Origin of the sequence: Natrialba chahannaoensis JCM 10990 (assembly GCF_000337135.1) — an archaeon.
Classification (GTDB): domain Archaea; phylum Halobacteriota; class Halobacteria; order Halobacteriales; family Natrialbaceae; genus Natrialba; species Natrialba chahannaoensis.
In genome coordinates this window covers 30,920-49,786 of sequence record NZ_AOIN01000045.1, presented here as the reverse complement: position 1 = coordinate 49,786, position 18,867 = coordinate 30,920, and the positions used below count along the sequence as shown (strand labels likewise).

Here is an 18,867-nt window from a genome sequence, read left to right as displayed (position 1 = left end):
TCCGACTCGTTGTTGCAATCACCAACTACGAGCGAGGAAACGAACCGGGCTGTGAGAAGCTATGAGATGGATTCTATGACACGCTCCTCCGTTAGCTGAAGTGATCAGCGGCTGTAAGTGGATGTACTCGAGTCCCACCGCTCTCTGACTACGGCTGGGTGGAGTTGTCCAGTGACCGAGAGTTTGCGAAGGCGGTGTTCCACTCGTCGATGAGGTTCTGGAGACGGTCAGTGTGGCGGTGAGAGAACGTCGCTGGGGAGCGGGCGGTGACAGATGCCGTCGATGTGGTACTGGTTCCGGTCGTTCCGGTGTCAGTCCTTGCGTCACTTCCAGTATTGGAGCCGAAGTGTGTAGTGGTGTCTGTCTGTGTTCGTGTCTGTGTCTGTGTCTGTGCTTGCGTTCGCGTCTGGGTCTGTGGTCGGTGTCGTGTGCTCATGTCGGTCGGGTATGTTCGGGCTGCAGGGTGTCACAAGAGGCGATTCGAGGACGAGTGAAGTGCGAGCGAAACTACGCTCCGAGGTGTACGTGTACGACCGACATTGTCTGTACTCAATCCACCATGGCCAACCATTATAAAAGTTCATGATAGACACAGTATGTTGCCGTGAGCGTTCGGATCGGCGGCTATCCGTCGATATCTGGGGACGACTGCAGTTACGCAGGGCGTACACCACCACTACCACCACCACGACTAAGCTCCCGCGAGTGAGCGAGTATGACGAGAGGATGTCTGCGAGCACGACTCGGTCGGCAGTCGAGGAGGCTCCGTCGACAGCAAACCCACCAATCGACGTGAGCATCGTCATCCCCGCGCGAAACGAGGCCGCGTACCTGCGCGGCGGGCTCTCGAGTATCACTGCGCTCGACACCGACTACGAGTACGAGGTGATCGTCGTCGACGGCGCATCGACTGACGACACGCGAGCGATTGCTCGCGAGTACAACGCGACGGTTGTCGAGGAGGACGGCTCGAGTATCGCTGTGGCTCGCAACCTCGGTGCTAGCCACGCCGACGGCGAGTGGCTCGTGTTCATTGATGCCGACACCCGCGTGCAAGCCGATTACCTCACCGAAATGCTGGGGTTCGTCGAGCGCGAGGGACTCGCCGCCGCGAGTTCGCGCTGTCGGATGACTGGTCCGCTGCGCGCGAAGCTGATGGAGGGAACGATCAACCAGCTTTTCCCGCGACTTGCGTCCCCGGTGTTGCCAGGGTTCAACTGCGTCGTGCACCATCGGGCGTTCGACGAGGTGGGCGGCTTTCCGGACGTGCCAAACGAGGATACGGCGTTCAGTCGCCGGCTCGGTCGTCAGTATCCGACGGCCTACCACCCTGACATACTCGTCACGAGTTCGGGTCGTCGAATCGCCGCGGACGGGTTGACAGGGACGCTCTGGCACTATCTACGGCTGGATGCGGGGCGACTCCAGTCCTCACGGTCGTGATCGTGAGTCGCGGTTCGGATACGGACAGACGGGCATGGCTCCGCCGGGACACCACTTTTGTCCGTTCTCGTGGGGAACGAGTTGTGTCTACTGTCTCAGCCGAGACTGCCGAGCTACTCGAGAGCGAACCGGTCATGGCCCATCTCGGCACCTGTGTCGACGAGCGGCCACACGTCGCGCCGGTCTGGTACTCCTACGATGAGTCGGACGAGACTGTCGAAATCGTGACGAGCGGCAAGAAACTGGCAAACATCAGGGAGAACCCGCGCGTTGCTCTCTCGATACAGGCTGACGAGGGTGGACAGACCCAGTGGATGGTAAGCCTGCTCGGGACGGCGACCATCGTCGAGGACGAGAGAGCGAACGAGAACGCTCGCCGGCAGATCAACGCGAAATATGACGCGCCTGCAGACGCCTATGCAGATAACACGCTGGTGCGGATCGATGTGGGATCGGCGACGTCACAGACGTACTGAGAGTGTTTTGTGACCGACTGAGGCGTTCACGTGGCTGTTCTCGACGCGCTCGCGTTTCGGTGCTTACTCGGCGTGAACTACCCCACCCTACCGCTCGCTTGACGGCTCGCGCTTGAGGATGGCGTACCACTTGCCGGTGGGTTCCTGCTTGACCGTGACGGTCTTGATTTCGGCGTCGTCGGGGAGGTCGCGGTGGAAGGTGAGTGGGATTCCTCCGAGTTTCGAGAGCCACAGTCGAGTCCGACCGCCCGTGTTCTTGAGCTTGAAGCCGGATTGACTGTAGGTGAACCTGCGGTACTCACCCGGTGCTTTCCACTTGAGCGTCCCGACGCGGTAGCCGTTCTCTTTGCGACCGCGAAGCGTCGAGAGGTTGTTGTACAACCGCTGAACGACTTTCTGTAGGACTTTCGAGTGAACGTGTTTCAGGTCGTGCCACCACTTCTTGAGGCTCGACAAAAGCTTCTGCTCGTTGTATGCCGAGGTGTCGTCGGTGCGGTTGAGTCGGTGAAGGAAGTGGTTGTCGACCTGCCTACAGGTATCGACAGTCCATGATAACTGTTCTGCGAGAGCGTCGGACGGTCGGAGCCGATACCTGTAGTTTTGGATATATTATTCACCAAGGCTGATGACTGTAGACCAAACACCCATTAAAACGCACAATTCTCGGAGACTTTCAGCCGATTTTACTGCTCTCCTCAAGTGGCTCGGAGCTTGCTCTGACTGAGGCGTAAACCCGCTCCGCCCATTCGCGCGCAATCTGCGTATCCGTGTCGACGAACACCTGCATGAGTCCAGTCCCCTCGTCGTATCCCCCGATACCGACACGACCGTCGAAGATAGCCAGCCCATACGGCAGCTCGTCACGCGTTCGCAACGCCAAGTGTCCGTTCTCGGTTGCCTCTCTGGCACGCTCGGGATAGGTCTCGAACAGCTTCTCCACGATGGGTGGTAGGTAGATAATTTCGCTGTCGGAACCCTCGAATATCTGTTGATGAAATTCGCCCAGAACGAGCGGTGCCATGTGCGTCGTGTTGAACCCGCGGAACGATTCGGACTCCCCGAGCAACGAGAGAAACCGTTCCACCGGCCGGTAGGGATCGTCTGGTTCGGCGAGCGTGACATTCGCGTCCACGAACGGTTCGAGAACGAACTCCTGGTGATCCTCACAGACGGCGTCCAACAGCGGTGAGAGTCGATGGACTGTGCTCACGTTCGCCTCGAACCGGAGGACCTCGTCGGCGACGGCCTCACCGGGTCCGGTCAGCTGGAACCGGCCGTCTACCTTTTCGACGAAGCCCTGTTCGTCAAGCCACTGCGTGAATCGGTGACTGGTTGCCCGCGAGACGTCCAGGCGCTCTTCGATTTCTCGCCGGTCGAGTGGTTCGTCACGAAGCGCTTCTAGAACGGGTCCATGCCGAACGATATCCCCGAGTAGGTCCGTGTCAACACGATCGCCGGCGGCGTCGAGCCGTTGGCCGAGATACTGTTTGTTTCGAGCATTCTCCAAGATTGCTTCCAGAACCGGTGACCCAGGCGGGAGGTGGTCGTCGGTCGAATGGTTTCCGTCGTGGAACTCCATGGAACTCACTGTTTGGTATAGTATGGCACAGACAGTAATTCTATCGTTCGCAACGCGAGAGGCATCTCACGTCCTGACACACTGTGTATCCCGTCGAATGTATCTCCGTGAATGAGGCTAACAACACTGCAGCCGACTGAGCGTATATGGCACGACCGACTATCAAAGACGAACGAATCGAGCAGTTCGAGGCAACGCTGCACGGCGACCTCATTCAGCCTGGCGACGCTGACTACGACGACGTACGCGCAGTCTGGAACGGGATGATCGACAAATATCCAGCCCTGATTGCTCAATGTCGGGGCGCGGCGGACGTTATCCAGACTGTCGAATTCGCCCACGAAACCGCCCTTCCTGTGGCTGTCCGGGGCGGTGGCCACAATGTCGCTGGGACGGCCGTCTGTGACGACGGCCTCGTGATCGACCTGTCGAAGATGCGGGGCGTGTGGGTCGATCCCGCCGCACAGCGAGCATGGGTCCAAGGTGGTGCCACGTGGGGCGATGTCGATCACGAAACCCAGGCGTTCGGCCTGGCGACACCTGGCGGCGTCGTTTCGAAGACGGGCGTAGCTGGCCTCACTCTGGGTGGTGGGATCGGCCACCTTCGCTGTAAGTACGGCCTGACCTGTGACAACCTCGTTTCAGTCGATGTTGTCACCGCAGATGGCGAGTTCCTGACCGCTAGTGAGGACGAGAACCCGGAGCTGTTCTGGGGGCTCCGCGGGGGCGGCGGAAACTTCGGTATCGTCACCGGATTCGAGTTCGACCTTCACCCCGTCGGGCCAGAGGTGGCGACGTGTTTTGTCATCTATCCGGGAGACCGGCTGACCGAGTGTCTGCGAGCCTATCGGGAATATATCGCAACGGCACCGGAGGAAGCCAGCACGCTCTCGTCTGCCGGTGTGATGCGCGACGAGGACCTATTTTCTGCAGACGTACTGGACGATCTCAAGATTGGCTTCCTGGGGTGTTATGCGGGACCAGCGGAAGAAGGCGAGGCGGTGTTGGAGCCCCTTCGAGATCTCGCCGAGCCGATCGCCGACTTCAGCGGGATAATGGCCTACACGGAGTTCCAACAGATACTCGACGATGACTACCCGGATGGGATGCGGTATTACTGGAAGTCACTGTATCTGGATGGCCTCTCCGAATCGGCGATCGACCGAATCTCCTATTGGGCTGACTGCGCCCCCTCCCCGTTATCGACGGTCGACGTGTGGCAACTGGGTGGCGCAATCACCGACGTCGGTTTCGAGGAGAGCGCCTTCGCCGGCCGGCACGCACCAGTACTGCTCGGCGTTGAGGCGAACTGGGAGGATCCCTCGAACGACGAAGCGAACATTGCGTGGGTCCGGGACTGTCTGGACGACATGCGACAGTTCTCCGATGGTTCGGTCTACCTGAACTTCCCGGGCTTTCTGGAGGACAACGATGAAACCATGGAGACGACCTTCGGCGCTGCCTACGAGCGGTTGGTTGCGCTCAAAGACAAATACGACCCGATGAACGTGTTCAGCCGCAACCAGAACATCACCCCGTCGAAGGATGCTGGAGCCTGAACGGATGATTCAACGCAGGTCGTTCCGAAGTCGATTTGCTGCATCCATGCTCTGAGTGTGTCACAGTGTTTCTGATAGAAGTCGGGTAGTTTGAACAGCTCGTGCTGAACTCACAGCGCGAATGCAGCACTGACAGATGTCCAGTTACTGATCTTTCTTTTCGAATCAGTCTTTGATTGCGATAGTCTGGAGGTATTGATTCTCGACGATTGCGGTCCCGTCCGTCGCGCGATTGTATCGGTCCATGACGTCACCGAGATCATCCAAGAGGTTCTCCTGGTCGGCAGGGTCGAGCTGCTCGAGCGCTTGGAGCGTCGGGCCGAAGTACGTGCTGAACACCTCCACCGCATGGTCGATCGACCGGTAGTACTGGAGTGCCGTCCGCCGTGTATTCTCGATCGAACGAATACCTGCTCCAAGTAGCTCTTCGATACCCTCAGCTGTCCCCCAGCGAAGCGGTGATTCAACGCCAGGTGGTGGCGGCACGTACTGGGCATGCGCTTCGAACCAGTCGCCGCTCCACCCCTCGGGAGTCGGTCCCGCCAGACCGATTTTTCCTCCAGGTTTACACACCCGAAGCAGCTCACGTGCCGCCTGCTCCTGGTCGGCTGCGAACTGCACCCCGTAGACCGAGAGCACTACGTCGAAGGTATCGTCAGGGAACGGCATGTCCTGTGCATCGCCAACGCGAAAGTCGATCTGCTGTCCGTTGGCCTGCGCTCGCGCATTCGCACGGTCGATCAATTCGGGGACGTAGTCGATGCCGGAAACCTCGCAGTACCGACGGCCTGCAACGAGTGCTGCGGTCCCGCTGCCACACGCGATGTCCAGCACGCGCTGGCCCGGGTGGGGATCGACAGCCTCGCAAAGCGCCTCGGCCATGACCACGTTCTGCCGGGCGATCTCGTTGAAGTCGCCAGTCGCCCAGGTCTCCTGCTGGCGTTTGGTAACCTCGGCGTAGTCAGTGGATTGAGTTTCGTCGGTCATTCGTTGTACTGCTTCTGTGTTTGGTGGATCCTGTGTTCTCCAAGCGGTTCTCGATCCATTTCGTGGCGTCTCATTCGTTTGCCAGCGTCTTTCCGTGGCGATCGATTCGGGTCACAGGAAGTCCAGCACGGTCGGCGTGCTTGTAGAGAGTGTCCTCGTCTTCGGCCTGGAAGTGACAGACCGTCCCGACGACTGCGCCGTCTTGTTGGGTTCGCACGTCCGATTTCACCCACCGGATACCGACGCCCTCGTCCTTGAGGTCCTGGACGGCGTCCACGGACCCTTCGGCCGCGGCTTCGAACGTTTCTCCGGAAAGCGGTTCGTCCAAGTCGCGGAGGATCAGGAAATCCTCCAGTTCAGGTTCGCTCATTGTGATCTCCCCCCATGAGGAGCGACGAGTGCGAGGATAATGTAAATACTTAGTGAAATATTTCACGGGGTGAAAGCAGCAGAACGACGGGTCAACCACGAGAAAGTCGGCGGCCGAGTCGGGCCAGTGGATCCCATCAGTGACTGTTCCTCCGCCTCCAATCGAGGCTACTGAATCGTTTTACGGGATCGTGATTTCCTCGGGAATCGGGGCAGTCATAGCGTCCTCGTCGGCAGGCCGGGCCTCATCACGATAGCGCTCGAAGACCGAAAGCGCCCACTCGCGGGCATCGGGTGCGTCGGTATCGATCCACGCCTGAAGTGCTCTGGACTCCGCGTCATGACAGCAGATGCCGACGCGATGTTCGAAGATGCCGAACCCACACCGCTTCTTGTCGGGGAGGTCGTCGTGAACCCAGACCGTACAGTGATCTTGTGCGGCTGCGTTCTCGACCATGTCTGGATCCCAGGCGACGGTCGCTGCCAGAATCTCCGGCGGGTACACGTACTCGAACCCCATTCCGTCGATGACCTCCAGACAGATCGCCTCGTTGGCGATCGACTTGAACACTGTCGCCCCGAACCCGCACATCCACTCGCTTTCATCGACAAGGTCTATGACCCGTTCGACGGGTTCGTACGGGTAACCCGGTCCGGGATAGGCGACGACGGCGTCCGCGAAGAGCTCCACGGAGAACCCTTCCATCTCGCGGGGGAGCCACCGCCAGACGTCACGGAGCTTTTGCTCGGTGTCCATCGCCTCGCGGAGCTGTGCGAACCGGTCGGCGACGTATTCGCCCAGCGGTGTCAACTCGTATGTCGGACCACTTCGTTCGATCCAGCGTCGTTCTTCGAACGCGGATAACACACGGCCCATCGTTGGAGACGAAGCTCCGGTGGCTGACCGCAGGTCATCCCGGTCACAGCCCCCGTCCGCGAGTGCATCGAGTACCCCGACCCGATGTTTGGAGCTGGCGATGAATTCGATATCTTCGACTGACGAATCCATGACAATACTACGCATACTTCTGTTATAGATTTGGGGGCGTACTACCGATTAGTGAAATAAACAACAGTGTGATACTGCACAGATACTCTGGGCCTTGTTTGAACGCGTGATTTTACGGGTGTGAGTCCTCGATGGCGCGTTCGATGTTGCGGACGGCGGATTTCATGACAAGTTCACGGAATTGACCGAACCAGGTTCTCGACCAGAGCGTATCACCGTATCTGCGTCGGAGTCCGAAAAACACCGATTCAGCGTTCGGTCGCTGGTGATACGCCCGATCCTTGATGAGCAAATTTTTCGCCCACCCCCGCATTCCAGGGTCTCGCTGCGGAATCAGCGGCGTGATACTTTCTGCACGCAACCTCGTGCGAATCTCTTCCCAGTCGTAGCCCTTATCGGCAGCGACAGTCGCCAAATCGTCGAGATTCCGCACTAGCACCTGCCAGCCGACCTGTGTATCGTGCGGTTGTTTCATAGAACAGTGTATGTCGAGAATCGCACTGGTTTCACAATCAATGAGCAGCGTCGTCTTCACCGCCTCAAACGTATANTGCGGTTGTTTCATAGAACAGTGTATGTCGAGAATCGCACTGGTTTCACAATCAATGAGCAGCGTCGTCTTCACCGCCTCAAACGTATAGTCCGTCCGTTTTGCGTAGTGCTGGCTGGCCTGGACGCGATCGACACCGGTTGCGTCGATCGCCTGTACATCACCGAGATCATACAGCTCGACGGACTGATCAAGGATCGCTCGCCACCGCTTCATCGGAATTGCCTGCTTTCGCGTACACACCGTCGAGAAGTGTGGAACCGTTTCAGGCGTCAATCCGAGTGATTTCGTGACTCCTGGCATCTCGCGGAGGACGTCCATCAGCTTCCGGTAGGATGTCCGAAATACTCCTTCAATCCCTGAACGGCGAGAATCACCCAGTCAGCGTAGCCTTCTTCTCCCGGACGGTAAGCCGGAGCTGGCTGGCCAACGACGGCTTTTTGAGCGAGCGACACAACCCTCTCTGTGAAGCGGGAGGTCTTCGTGTGCACAACGAATCCGTCCCGCTTCACTTCCTAGTAGATTTGGTATTTTCTCCGAGCTACTAGCACGGCGATACGAGTTCGATCGACTCTACACTGCTAACGTTTGAGCGTCTAAACAAGGCCGATACTCTGTATTCAGCACGCCAGTTCTAACAGATCACCAATAGTTCTCGACCTCTCGTGGTACATCGTTCACCCATACTGACTGGCGGAGGGTAGTGACGAATCGGGTGTGCGAACCGTTCTATGACACCCTAGGCGTAAATCGTGTAGTTGAGCACGGCAGCGAACGAGACCCAGGCGATGTAGGGGATCAGTAACGCCGCCGCCAGTCGATCGACGCGGGCAAACGCCCAGATGGTCGCGACGACAGCGACCCAGAGCACTCCGATGACGAGCAAGCCGAGATCAGCCCGCTGTAGACCGAAGAACGCGGGCGTCCACAAGATGTTGACAACGAGTTGTACCGCGAAGATCGCAATTGCGAGGCGAACATCGCTCTGAGAGGTCCCGTGTCGCCAGACGAGATACAGCGCGAGCCCCATCAGCGTGAACAACGTCGTCCACGCGATCCCGAAGACGATTCCCGGTGGAAAGAACCACGGCTCGGCGAACCAGCTCGTATCCGAGCCGAAAACGAACGATGGCGACGAGCCAATCACGTTGACGCCGATGACCATGCCGACCGCAATCGCAACCTCACGCACAGACGGTCGTGGCGGGAGTTCGTGTACACCCTCCATACGGGACATCCTCCGGCGAATGAAATAGTATTCACCGGTGAGTTAGCCAGTCGATCAGTTCCGACGCTCGACAGTGCGGTCAACATTATCCGTCTCGGCGACCACTGAAGGCAGAAACCGTTCGAGCAAATCCGTCGAAACGGTCACCGGTTCAGTTCGGCCAACCGGGAGAGAAAGCGGGAACGGACACGAAACGTCGAGCAGACTCGAACGCTCGGCGACGAGCTCGCCATCATGTTCCAACCTAACCAGGACTGGATCGCTGGCCGACTCGAGTGCAACTGGGAAACAGGTGGTGGACCCAGGCGGGATAGTAAGGGTGCCAGAGCGGGAGTTGGCTGCCGTCTCGGATTCAGTATCGGCCTCGGTGTCGGTCATCTGTTCCTGTGGCATACCGCCACCCGTCGGTGCGATAGGTTCTGCTTCGGTGTCATCGTCCCTCCCACTTCCCCAACAAGCGGCGAACTGCGGGTTCGCGACCGTGAATTCACCTGCACCGGGGACGACGGGATCGTTCTGGAAGGCCTCCACACTGGCGATGATCGCGTCTTCGGGGAACTGCTCGAGGTCCGCGAGACAGATCGTTTGGTCGCCATCGGTGCCCGCTTCCCCAACACCACCAACTGGCTCGATAACGTTTCCAAGCGCGCCGTCCGTCCCGAGAAACGTGGCCGTGACAATAAGATCGGTGAACTCGCCGACCGCGCGCACCGTCTGGCAGTCGACAAACTCGAGCCGGTTTGCCGGCGGATCGACGGCGGTCCACTCGAGTGTCACGGAGTCTTCGTGGTCGTTGCTCACGCAGAAGATGGCGGCGGCGTTCGCGTGCGTGTCGTCGACGCAAGCGGGTGTGAGTCGAATTGGGAGGGTGGCCCGGGTGCACTCGTTGGGCTCGTCTGGCTTGTCAGTCTCGTCGACGCGTTTGCGGTCACCGCCTCCGTTTGATTCGGGTTCGTCAATAGCAGTACACTGGGTTGCGGTCGTCGACGTACGGTCGTCGCCAGCACCGACGCCGGCGAGCGAGCCCATCGTCGACCCGACCACCGCGCCTGTAACGGTGACCGTTCGCAACCACGCTCGTCTGGAAGGGGTCTCCTGAGTCATGTGATTCTCCCGGGAGCTGCCCCGAGAACGCACGAATGAAAGCGCCCATAACCCATTGTTATCGACGGCGTTCACACGGTTCACGACGACGAACAGCGCCAACCGAAAGCGGTGGTCGAACAGTTTCGCGGTACGCGAGTCGTTACAGACAGTATACTCCGGCCCAACCGAATCGTGTGGCTCAGCGACTGTCCCCGTCTCTTCGACGTAACGCTAGCACACGAGTCGAGCGTATGCTCTCCCAACTACAGCCAATGACAGCCTACATCTAGAGCCCGGTCGACACCTACAGCCCGGTCGGAACCTCGAAATAGCTCGTCTCGAGGTCGCCGTCCCACGACTCGACGCGCTCCTGAACTGCTCGGACACCGAAGGTCTCCGTCGCGTAGTGACCCGCCAGCACGACGTGAATGTCCGCCTCCCGGGCCTCGTGGTAGGCCTTCTGTTTGCCCTCTCCCGTCACGAGCGCATCCACGCCCGCCTCAACCGCCTCGTCGAGCCAGTCCGTGCCGCTCCCTGTGATGATCCCCACCTCCTCGATTTCATCCGGGCCGAACTCGAGTACCTGTACCGACTGGCCGCCGGTCTCGAGTTCGGACTCGAGTTGGTCGCGCAGCTCAGTGGGCGAACAGGAGTCGGCAACACGGCCGCGCTGGCCGATGTACTCGGGGCCGAGTTCACCGAACGGTTGGCGGTTCTCGAGATCGAGTACGTCGGCGACGCCGGCGGCGTTGCCGAGTTCCTGATGGCCGTCGAGTGGGAGGTGTGAGACGTACAGCGCGAGGTCGTGTTCGATCAGCGGTTGGATGCGGTCGTAGGTACGCCCCGTGACGCGGTCGAAGCCGCCCCAGGAGATGCCGTGGTGGGTGACCAGTACGTCCGCGCCGGCCTCGATTGCCTGCTCGAACGTCTCCTGGACGCCGTCGACGGCGAACGCGACATGCTCGACGGTTCCCTCGTCTGGTCCGACCTGTAGGCCGTTCGCGCTAGCGTCGAGGTCGGCGTAGTCCGCGGTTCCGAGCGTCTCGTCGAGTCGGTCGACGAAGGCGGCGAGTTCCATGCTCATACGCGTCCGTTGTTCCGCGGCGGGCTTGTATCCCTACGGTCTCTGACTGTCCCGTGAGGGGAGCAGCTACGACCGACAATCGAAGGCACGCACCGTATGGCGCTCGATTTCGGTATCGGTGCAGTCGACCGGCTGGAGGCCGCGGTCGGTGAAGACCTGCTCCCAATCTCGGATGTACAGTGGGAGTCCGTCGACCTCGCGGACTTCGCGCAGCGGGGAATCTGAGTCTGGACCCGAAGGCGGATATGATTCTTCTTCTGATTCTAATTTTGATTCTGGTTTTGATTCTGCTTCTGTCTCTGATTCCGCTGTCGAATCGGACCCAGCCTCTCCGTTCGGAGTATCTCCTTCGTTCTCTGCCGTGAGAACCGCAGTGCTGGCGATGCGAGCGAGGTCGTCGAACACCCAGTCGTTGTCGGGGTGGACGTGCTGAATCGTCTCGACCGAGTAGACGACATCGAAGCGATTCGTCGGGAGGGAGTCGACGAGGTCTTCGATCGAGCAGCAGTAGAAGGTGCCCGCCTCGAACAGGTCGGGCGAGTTTTGAGCCATCACCTCGAAGGCGGCTTCGTTGATGTCGATGCCGGCGAGGTTCTCGTAGCCGTGTTCGTGGAGGTGTGCGAGGTGGCGACCGGAACTGCAGCCGAGCTCGAGGACGGACGCGTCCGGATCGACGAGCTCCGACAGCGTCTGTCGAATGGCCTTGCTCGTCTCATTCGGGCCGTAGTAGGCGTAATACTCGGGGGAGTAAGCTCCCGAGAGCGATTCCCAGCGGTCGTGGACGTCGGTTACGTTCATGATGGATCGAGGTTCGTATCGCCGCGTTCGCGGTCGCATCGCCGGTCGGACTCTCAGTCACGTATGCGCGCCGCAGCCTCCGACAGGCCGATTTCGCGATCGTGTCCGCAACCGTATCGCAGTCACCGCCGCGACCGTACCGCATCTATCGCCGCAATCGCATCGCAAACAGTCCGCGAGTAGCCTCCACCCGCGTGACACATATACCTGTGGTCCTGCACTCGCACGCTGCAGACCACACCGGCACCCTTGCACTTCAACTCACGAATTTCCGCGAGAGGGCGATTTACAACCACACCATTCGTATCGATGGTCATGTCGCGACGAACGATCAGTCACGAGGAGGGCGCGATCTACGAGTTCACGCCGGAGCTAGAACCGATCGCAACGGTTGAATCGGGCGAGAAGCTGACGATCGATACCAGAGACAGCCTCGATGGCGCAGTCCAGTCCGATTCGGACGTGATCGAAGCCGTTCCCGACGAGGTCAACGCCGCGACGGGACCCATCGAAGTCGCAGGTGCCGAACCGGGTGACGTCCTCCGCGTCGACATCGAGGACATCCGGCTCACGGAGGAACACGGCCGCGTCATTTCCATCGAGGGGTTCGGCCTGCTCGCCGGTCACGAGGGGATCGAGGCACCAAAAACGCGGATGACATCCGTCGAGGACAGCACCCTCTCGTTCGAAGGTGTGGACACCGAAATCCCGGTCGATCCGCTTATCGGCACCATCGGGGTCGCGACTGAGTCGGAAATACACACGACGCTCGTCCCGCACAACCACGGCGGCAACCTCGACACGACGGATCTCGCCGCCGGGAACACGGTCTATCTCCCCGTCTTTCAGGAGGGAGCCATGCTCGCAATGGGCGACTGCAAGGCCGCGATGGCCGACGGCGAGATGTGCGGGACCGGCGCGGAGATCGGGACGGACATCGATATCACCGTCGAGGTGCTGAGCGAGCCCGAAACGGAACTCGAGCGCCCGCTGATCGAAACGCCCGACACCTGGAAGCCGCTGGCCAACGCGGAGACACTCGAGGAAGCCTGCGAACTGGCCAACCGAGATGCACTCGAACTGCTGTCCGCGGAGCACGACATCAGTACGACCGATGCCTACCTGTTTTCGAGTCTGGTCGGTGGGCTGGAGATCAGTCAGGTTGTTGACCCGCTGGTGACGGTGCGGAATTCGATTCCGAAGGAGTATTTGTCGTCGCCGTTCTGACGGTCGGTCTGCGTTTTGTGCAGTCTGACCGGCGTTCTGTGCAGTCGGGCCGGATCTGAGAGGTCCAGTTTGCTACAGCCGCTCGGCTGCGTGCTCGTAGACGAACTCCCGCAGTAGCTTCGCGCCGAGGGAGGCCGCCTGACCATCGTCGCGGTCGTTGACCTCGACTACGTCGAAGCCGGTTGCCTGCGGCGCGACGGCACGAACCACGTTGCGCAACTCGCGCGGCTCGAGACCGAACGGCTCCGTGGTCCCGGTTCCGGGCGCATAACCGGGATCTGCGGCGTCGATGTCGACACTGAGGTAGGCTTCTCGGTCGTCGACCCACTCAGTGACATCCCAGTCAGCGACATCCTCAGGTACAACGATGGTCACGTCGTCTGCTGCGGCCCGCTCCCACTCGGCTTCGCTGCCGGCGCGGGCACCGAGGACGACCAGTTCCTCGACTGAGTCGACGTCGTCGAGAATCCGGCGCATGACGCTGGCGTGTGAGAGCGGGTTGCCGTCGTAGTCCGCTCGGAGATCCAGATGGGCGTCCAACGAGACGACGACCTCGGGCTCGACAGCCCGAGCACCAGCCAGCGAGACCGTGTGCTCGCCGCCGAGCATGAGCGGGACGGCGTCGTCCCAGACGATATCGCGCAGGGTTCCCTCGAGCCACTCGAGATACGCCGGCACGTCGTCCCACGCACGAACGTCGCCGTGGTCGAGAACGCCGAGGTCCGAAAAGTACTGATCCGTTCGATGGTCGTAGTCGTCGAACGGCTCCGCAAACGTCCGCAGTTGCCGCGGGCCGAATCGGGTCCCCGGCTGAAAGGTCGTCGACACGTCCAGGGGCGCGCCGACGACCACGAAGTTCGCGTCCGCACGGGCGGATGTGTCCGCCGTGTCGGCTGCCTCGCGTTCGTCAGTCGCCCCGGGAAACATCGACTTATATAATCTTCCGCTGGTCTTCCATCTCGAGGTACTCGATGTTCTCGTCAGGGGAGGCGTCGACATCCTCGGGCATGCGCATCGTGATCGTCTCGTACGTTTCCAGGTCCATGACCTGCATGTCGCTGCCGTCGACGGAGACGACCTGGCCCTGTTTGCGCTCGATGATCGGGACCCAGATCTTCGCGTCGACTGGCTGGGAGAGCGAGCGCTTCTTGCCGTCGAAGACGCCAACGGCCTCGATTCGGGCCTTGGCGCTGCCGTGTTTCCCCGGCTTCGCCGTCGAGTAGGAGTTGATCTTACAGGCTGCGTCGTCGATAACTACGTAGCTACCTTCCTGGAGATCGCGAACTTCTTGCTGCTGTTTCGCCATGTCCCGGGGTAATCAACCGATGGCCATAAACCGTTTGGAATGGCGGCTTCGACAGCCGATATCCCTATACACCTCGTACACCGACTCTCCCACCAGATATCGGTAATTTTGTCGTGGTGAACCGGGCCGGAACGCGCCAGCCAAACCGGCTGTCGGAAGCGAAACTATCTCGGAGTGAACCCGCGAACAGGGACCCAATGACCGGCGTCACCGGTGGTATTGTCTCTCACTTGGGACACGGACACGGGTTTCGGCCCGAACTCGAACTCGGGTTCGGGTTCGGGTCCGAGTTCACCGCCCAGTGGCAGTACCAGTGGCAGGGCATATCCTCTCCGCCTGGAGACCTGCTCGCCTCGGGAGTCATCCCGTCGAACACACTCACGCTGGAACTGGAGACGGTTGGCATCGCTACTGTCGCTGTCGCCGTCATCTCCATCGCCGTCGTCGCCATCGTCTCCGGAATCACACGCTGGCTCTGGCAACGCTACCACCAGCGCCGCGAGTCACCACCGCTCTCGTCGCTGGCTGCCGACCTCGACGACCACCTCGCCGCAGCACTCGGTCCCGGCACCGGCTCACACCTCGAGACGCCGCCGACCGTTCGACGACTCGAGCGCGTCGACGACGACCCCGCTGCTCCTGTTGCGGGGACGCCCACTCCCATCATTCCAGTCATCCGCATCGATCTCGGGACAGCCGACACCCCTGGGCTGGGGCTGGTACTCGAGTACGTCGCGGCTGCACTCGAGACAGTCCACCCGGTACTCGAGGGGGACGAGTGTGCGTTTGATGAGGGCGAGCGAGACGTACGCGTACGCTATTATGAGTTCGAGGTAACGTTCGGGCCGAGTGGCCTGCTCGTGTCGGGTGAGTGCCGTCGCATCGTGGTGCCGGTGACGTGTGCCGAGCAGCTGTGTTCGGAGTCGCGATATGGTGTCCACGAGTTACAACGGGAACTGGAGTCTGATGCTGGAGGAGGCGGAGTGCCGTCAGTTCTGTGGGAGCCGTGTTGAGTCTCGCTATACAACCCCCGGTAATCGACCGACTAACGTGCTGCTCAGAACGTGCTGACTTCGTAGCCATCGTCGACCGCGAGACCGGCTCGGTCCACACGCACTACGACACCGAGGACTCACTCGAGAACTCGGTCGCCGTCGCAGACGACTGGCTCTACGCGAACACTGACCGCACGCTGTACGGGCTCACGACGTGTGAGACCGAACTGTTCGGGCGCTGTCTTCGGTAGTCACCCCCTCATCCAGGTCCCCGGTATCGAACATCCTATGCATGCCAGCCGTCACAGCTCACCACCGGAGCCCTGCCGACGCTGCTGGCGGCTCGAGTGGACTCGGCGGCAGCCCCTCGCCAACGTCGGGATCGTTGTACGGCCCCGGCGCAACGTCGTTCGGCGTGTCGGGGTAGAACAGCGACGCCAGCAGCTGAATGTGGCCGCGGCCGACACCGAGTTCGAACTGGCCGCCACCGTACATCTGAATGCCTCGGTCCTCGCAGTAGGCGATCGTCTCGAGTACCGACGCAATCGAGCCGAACCGAGACGGTTTGATGTTCAGCCAGTCGGGCTCCCAGGGCAGCGCCTCGACGTCCGCCAGGCTCTCGATCGGGGCGTCCCAGGAGACGCGCTTGCGGATGGCCTCGTCCTCGAACAGCGACTCCGTTTCGTCGGTCAGACCGGGGTCCTCGATGAGTGCGTCGGGGAAGGACTCGAGTACCAACTCGTACAGCGCGGGGTCGGCGGGGGTGTCGACCTCGGTACCCTCGTACTGGCCCTTGAGATCGAGAATCCGAACCGTTTCGGTGCCGACCGTTGCGGAGTCCTGAAAGCGCTCGATGAGCGACTCGTCCCAGTCGGTTGTCGGGTCGAGTTTGAACTCGATGTCCGGGACCTGCGCGCGGAGGGACTCGAGTCGGTCCGTCGTCGGTGGCTCACCGAGTCGCGTACTGGTGACAAAGCGGACGGGGTCACGCTTGCGGCCGAGTTCGGCGGCAAGCGTCGCCTCGGATTGGCGCAGTGCGAGGTCGAGCGCGGCACTCTCGAGGCCCCAGCGGCGGTAGTTTCGAAAAACGTCCCGGTCGGGGGCAGTCGGGAAGAGGTCGTGGTCGGCGACGCGTTTCGAGAAGGACTCGAGTGTGAACTCGCCGGTGAGGTCGGGGAGGCCGTAAGCGGCGAGTTCGTCGTGGTCGTCGGTTTCGTAGGTGACGTCCTCGCCGATGCCCTCGACGCCCTTGCCGGCGAGCGTGAGTTCGGTGGTGACGCGAGTGAAGCCACTCGAGGTGTCTCGAGAGAGTCGTGCTGTCGAGACGCGCTCGATGGTGAGCGGCAGGTCGGCGAGCGGGTCGAACGACGGGGCTGGTGGTGAGTCCGCGTTCCGGTCCGAGTCCATACCACCCCTTCGGGGGCCAGTGGAAAGAACGTTAGAGGAATTCTCGCGTGCTGGCGTTGGTGGCGTTTGTGACGTTGGTGGTGACGGTGGTACCGGTGGTGTCGGTCATGACTCAGGCGGTCGGTTATGGTTGTTACCGGTGATCGCGTGCCCAGGGAAGCGACACAGCAAGAGAGGAAAGGAAGCCTGGCTACTCCTCGCGCTTGCGTTTTCGCATGCTTTGTCTGGTAAACTGCGGGCGGGCACGAATCGATCGCGGTTCGCGGAACGTCCGATAGAGCTGGATTCCGACGAAGAACGAGAAGATGGCCGCGACGATTGCGGCCCAGGGCGCGTTGAGGGCGTGGAGAACGCCCATCGAGAACAGCGACATCGTGAGTAACATGCCGTAGACGAGTCGTTTTGCCAGTTTGTCGAACACACCGTCGGGATCTTCGACGCCGATACGAACATAGAGGTCGTCTCGGTCGAGTCGGTCGAGTGTTCGCTCTGCTTTCGGCGTGATTCTAGTCAGCGACTCGCCGGTTCGGCGGAGTTGCTGGGCTGTCTCAGCGGCGTACTGCCGCGCCGTCTCCTCGCGGTATCCCTGTTCGGTCAGGTAGGCCGTCGCGGTCTCGATGAAGTCAAAGTTTTCGTCGAGCGTGACGCAGACGCCCTCCACGACCGTCGCGACTCGCAAGACGAGCGCGAGGTTCTTCGGCAGTCGAAACGGGAACACATAGATCGAGTCCTCGATCTGGCTAACAATTTGGTTGATCCGGTACTGTTCGATATCCTCACCACGGGCGTCCTGAATGGCGATTTCCATCACCTCGGCCATCACGCCGCGGTCTGCATCGGGCGAGAGCGTCCCCACCTCGATTAGTGCGTCCAGAATGCCGTCGATGTCCTGGTTAGCGACGGCGATGTAGAAGTCGATGATCTTCTCTTGAACGAAGTCATCGACCCGGCCGGACATGCCGAAATCGTAGAAGACGATCCGGCCCTCGCCGGTCACGGCAAGATTGCCTGGGTGTGGATCGGCGTGAAAGACGCCGTCGTCCATAATCATCTGCATGTACGCCCACTGGAGGTTCTCCGCAACCTCGCTGCGGTCGATGCCGCGCTCCTCGAGCTCCTCCACGTCGTTGATTTTTGTCCCCGCAATGTACTCCATCGTGAGAATCCGCGCTCCGGAGTGGCTCTCGACGACGGTCGGGGTGCGATAGCGGTCGTCACCGGCGAAGTTCGAGCGGATGGTCTCGAGCATCTCCGCTTCGCGCTCGTAGTCCATCTCCTCGCGGATTGTCTTCGCGAACTCGTCGGCAAGATTCTCGAGTGAGAACGCACGCGATTCATCAACGAAAAAGAGCAACAACGGCAGCGACCAGCGGATAACGCGGAGGTCCGCTTCGACCAGTGATTCTATTTCCGGGCGGCGGACCTTGACGGCGACCTCGTGGACGCCGTTCTCGCGGTCGTCGATCGATTCGGGATGAAGCTGTGCGCGGTAGACCTGTCCCAGACTCGCACCGCTGATCGCGTCGGTATCGAACGACTCGAACTGCTCGTCGATCGGGCCGAGGTCCGCTTCGATGATTGCTCTTGCCTCGTCCCACTCGGCCGGTGGCACCTCGTCCTGCAACGCGGCGAGTACGTCGATGTACGCCGGTGGGAGCACGTCAGGACGCGTCGAGAGCAGTTGGCCGAGTTTGATGAACGTCGGGCCGAGCGTCAGCAGCGACTCGAGGAGGACCGACGCGCGATGGCGACGGGTTTCGGGGT

19 protein-coding genes and 2 pseudogenes are annotated in these 18,867 nt (G+C 60.7%); 6 read left to right on the top strand and 15 right to left on the bottom strand.

All coding sequences use genetic code 11. The annotated features are described in order from the left end of the window. Positions 1 to 148: 148 nt before the first annotated feature. Positions 149 to 436 (bottom strand): hypothetical protein, encoded by a 288-nt coding sequence (locus C482_RS22720; protein WP_006166910.1) that lies wholly within the window; start codon positions 434 to 436, stop codon positions 149 to 151. A gap of 290 nt (positions 437 to 726) precedes the next feature. Here C482_RS22720 and C482_RS07410 point away from each other — a divergent pair, with 290 nt between their 5' ends. Continuing rightward, positions 727 to 1,443, top strand: coding sequence for a glycosyltransferase (locus C482_RS07410; RefSeq protein WP_049896553.1), 717 nt, complete (start codon positions 727 to 729; stop codon positions 1,441 to 1,443). 83 nt (positions 1,444 to 1,526) lie between these two features. Then, positions 1,527 to 1,919, top strand: a complete 393-nt coding sequence (locus tag C482_RS07405) for a pyridoxamine 5'-phosphate oxidase family protein (protein WP_006166908.1) — start codon at positions 1,527 to 1,529, stop codon at positions 1,917 to 1,919. 114 nt (positions 1,920 to 2,033) lie between these two features. On the opposite strand, the pseudogene C482_RS07400 reads toward C482_RS07405, so the two are convergent. Further along, positions 2,034 to 2,525, bottom strand: a pseudogene (locus C482_RS07400) (RNA-guided endonuclease InsQ/TnpB family protein); the annotation flags it as partial. Between the two features lie 67 nt (positions 2,526 to 2,592). Next, positions 2,593 to 3,498, bottom strand: a complete 906-nt coding sequence (locus tag C482_RS07395) for a helix-turn-helix transcriptional regulator (RefSeq protein WP_006166906.1) — start codon at positions 3,496 to 3,498, stop codon at positions 2,593 to 2,595. Between the two features lie 146 nt (positions 3,499 to 3,644). On the opposite strand from C482_RS07395, the gene C482_RS07390 reads away from it, so the two are divergent. Beyond that, on the top strand, positions 3,645 to 5,057 hold the full coding sequence (locus C482_RS07390) for an FAD-binding oxidoreductase (protein ID WP_006166905.1): 1,413 nt from the start codon (positions 3,645 to 3,647) through the stop codon (positions 5,055 to 5,057). Positions 5,058 to 5,222: 165 nt separating this feature from the next. Here C482_RS07390 and C482_RS07385 read toward each other — a convergent pair whose 3' ends face one another. The 8 genes and pseudogenes from C482_RS07385 to C482_RS07350 all read right to left on the bottom strand — a co-directional run bounded on the left by C482_RS07385 (position 5,223) and on the right by C482_RS07350 (position 12,168). Next, positions 5,223 to 6,044: a class I SAM-dependent methyltransferase gene (locus C482_RS07385; protein WP_006166904.1), complete on the bottom strand. Its 822-nt coding sequence runs from the start codon at positions 6,042 to 6,044 to the stop codon at positions 5,223 to 5,225. A gap of 70 nt (positions 6,045 to 6,114) precedes the next feature. After that, complete coding sequence (locus C482_RS07380; protein WP_006166903.1) at positions 6,115 to 6,414, bottom strand: nickel-binding protein; 300 nt, start codon at positions 6,412 to 6,414, stop codon at positions 6,115 to 6,117. Positions 6,415 to 6,594: 180 nt separating this feature from the next. Next, positions 6,595 to 7,422, bottom strand: coding sequence for a helix-turn-helix transcriptional regulator (locus C482_RS07375; RefSeq protein ID WP_006166902.1), 828 nt, complete (start codon positions 7,420 to 7,422; stop codon positions 6,595 to 6,597). 112 nt (positions 7,423 to 7,534) lie between these two features. Beyond that, positions 7,535 to 8,484: pseudogene (locus C482_RS07370) on the bottom strand (transposase). Positions 8,485 to 8,711: 227 nt separating this feature from the next. Continuing rightward, a complete protein-coding gene (locus C482_RS07365) occupies positions 8,712 to 9,200 on the bottom strand; it encodes a TspO/MBR family protein (protein ID WP_006166900.1) in 489 nt (162 codons plus the stop codon). 54 nt (positions 9,201 to 9,254) lie between these two features. Continuing rightward, positions 9,255 to 10,304, bottom strand: a complete 1,050-nt coding sequence (locus C482_RS07360) for a hypothetical protein (RefSeq protein ID WP_083858591.1) — start codon at positions 10,302 to 10,304, stop codon at positions 9,255 to 9,257. Positions 10,305 to 10,590: 286 nt separating this feature from the next. After that, positions 10,591 to 11,364 (bottom strand): Nif3-like dinuclear metal center hexameric protein, encoded by a 774-nt coding sequence (locus C482_RS07355; RefSeq protein ID WP_006166899.1) that lies wholly within the window; start codon positions 11,362 to 11,364, stop codon positions 10,591 to 10,593. A 72-nt stretch (positions 11,365 to 11,436) separates the two neighbouring features. Then, the gene (locus C482_RS07350) at positions 11,437 to 12,168 is read right to left on the bottom strand and encodes a class I SAM-dependent methyltransferase (protein ID WP_006166898.1); all 732 of its coding nucleotides are present in this window, start codon (positions 12,166 to 12,168) and stop codon (positions 11,437 to 11,439) included. 315 nt (positions 12,169 to 12,483) lie between these two features. On the opposite strand from C482_RS07350, the gene C482_RS07345 reads away from it, so the two are divergent. Next, positions 12,484 to 13,395 (top strand): acetamidase/formamidase family protein, encoded by a 912-nt coding sequence (locus C482_RS07345; protein WP_006166897.1) that lies wholly within the window; start codon positions 12,484 to 12,486, stop codon positions 13,393 to 13,395. A gap of 72 nt (positions 13,396 to 13,467) precedes the next feature. Here C482_RS07345 and speB read toward each other — a convergent pair whose 3' ends face one another. Both speB and C482_RS07335 read right to left on the bottom strand, forming a co-directional pair. Then, a complete protein-coding gene (gene speB / locus C482_RS07340; RefSeq protein WP_006166896.1) occupies positions 13,468 to 14,322 on the bottom strand; it encodes an agmatinase in 855 nt (284 codons plus the stop codon). Between the two features lie 4 nt (positions 14,323 to 14,326). After that, a complete protein-coding gene (locus C482_RS07335) occupies positions 14,327 to 14,701 on the bottom strand; it encodes a translation initiation factor IF-5A (protein WP_006166895.1) in 375 nt (124 codons plus the stop codon). A gap of 197 nt (positions 14,702 to 14,898) precedes the next feature. On the opposite strand from C482_RS07335, the gene C482_RS07330 reads away from it, so the two are divergent. Continuing rightward, a complete protein-coding gene (locus C482_RS07330) occupies positions 14,899 to 15,714 on the top strand; it encodes a hypothetical protein (protein ID WP_006166894.1) in 816 nt (271 codons plus the stop codon). Beyond that, entirely contained in the window at positions 15,711 to 15,947 is a 237-nt protein-coding gene (locus C482_RS07325) for a hypothetical protein (RefSeq protein WP_241431897.1), read from the top strand. The genes C482_RS07330 and C482_RS07325 overlap by 4 nt, the downstream gene beginning before the upstream one ends. Positions 15,948 to 16,005: 58 nt before the next feature. Here the strand turns inward: C482_RS07325 and C482_RS07320 are convergent, their stop codons facing one another. Both C482_RS07320 and C482_RS07315 read right to left on the bottom strand, forming a co-directional pair. After that, complete coding sequence (locus tag C482_RS07320; protein WP_006166892.1) at positions 16,006 to 17,103, bottom strand: enolase-like domain-containing protein; 1,098 nt, start codon at positions 17,101 to 17,103, stop codon at positions 16,006 to 16,008. Between the two features lie 190 nt (positions 17,104 to 17,293). Next, on the bottom strand, positions 17,294 to 18,823 hold the full coding sequence (locus C482_RS07315; protein WP_338043503.1) for an ABC1 kinase family protein: 1,530 nt from the start codon (positions 18,821 to 18,823) through the stop codon (positions 17,294 to 17,296). Between the last annotated feature and the right edge of the window lie 44 nt (positions 18,824 to 18,867).

Bases quoted from the DNA above. Each gene is read 5' to 3' on its own strand.
- C482_RS22720 (WP_006166910.1), bottom strand. From the start codon at position 436: ATGAGCACACGACACCGACCACAGACCCAGACGCGAACGCAAGCACAG.
- C482_RS07410 (WP_049896553.1), top strand. From the start codon at position 727: ATGTCTGCGAGCACGACTCGGTCGGCAGTCGAGGAGGCTCCGTCGACA.
- C482_RS07395 (WP_006166906.1), bottom strand. From the start codon at position 3,498: ATGGAGTTCCACGACGGAAACCATTCGACCGACGACCACCTCCCGCCT.
- C482_RS07390 (WP_006166905.1), top strand. From the start codon at position 3,645: ATGGCACGACCGACTATCAAAGACGAACGAATCGAGCAGTTCGAGGCA.
- C482_RS07385 (WP_006166904.1), bottom strand. From the start codon at position 6,044: ATGACCGACGAAACTCAATCCACTGACTACGCCGAGGTTACCAAACGC.
- C482_RS07380 (WP_006166903.1), bottom strand. From the start codon at position 6,414: ATGAGCGAACCTGAACTGGAGGATTTCCTGATCCTCCGCGACTTGGAC.
- C482_RS07375 (WP_006166902.1), bottom strand. From the start codon at position 7,422: ATGGATTCGTCAGTCGAAGATATCGAATTCATCGCCAGCTCCAAACAT.
- C482_RS07365 (WP_006166900.1), bottom strand. From the start codon at position 9,200: ATGGAGGGTGTACACGAACTCCCGCCACGACCGTCTGTGCGTGAGGTT.
- C482_RS07360 (WP_083858591.1), bottom strand. From the start codon at position 10,304: ATGACTCAGGAGACCCCTTCCAGACGAGCGTGGTTGCGAACGGTCACC.
- C482_RS07355 (WP_006166899.1), bottom strand. From the start codon at position 11,364: ATGGAACTCGCCGCCTTCGTCGACCGACTCGACGAGACGCTCGGAACC.
- C482_RS07350 (WP_006166898.1), bottom strand. From the start codon at position 12,168: ATGAACGTAACCGACGTCCACGACCGCTGGGAATCGCTCTCGGGAGCT.
- C482_RS07345 (WP_006166897.1), top strand. From the start codon at position 12,484: ATGTCGCGACGAACGATCAGTCACGAGGAGGGCGCGATCTACGAGTTC.
- speB (WP_006166896.1), bottom strand. From the start codon at position 14,322: ATGTTTCCCGGGGCGACTGACGAACGCGAGGCAGCCGACACGGCGGAC.
- C482_RS07335 (WP_006166895.1), bottom strand. From the start codon at position 14,701: ATGGCGAAACAGCAGCAAGAAGTTCGCGATCTCCAGGAAGGTAGCTAC.
- C482_RS07330 (WP_006166894.1), top strand. From the start codon at position 14,899: ATGACCGGCGTCACCGGTGGTATTGTCTCTCACTTGGGACACGGACAC.
- C482_RS07320 (WP_006166892.1), bottom strand. From the start codon at position 17,103: ATGGACTCGGACCGGAACGCGGACTCACCACCAGCCCCGTCGTTCGAC.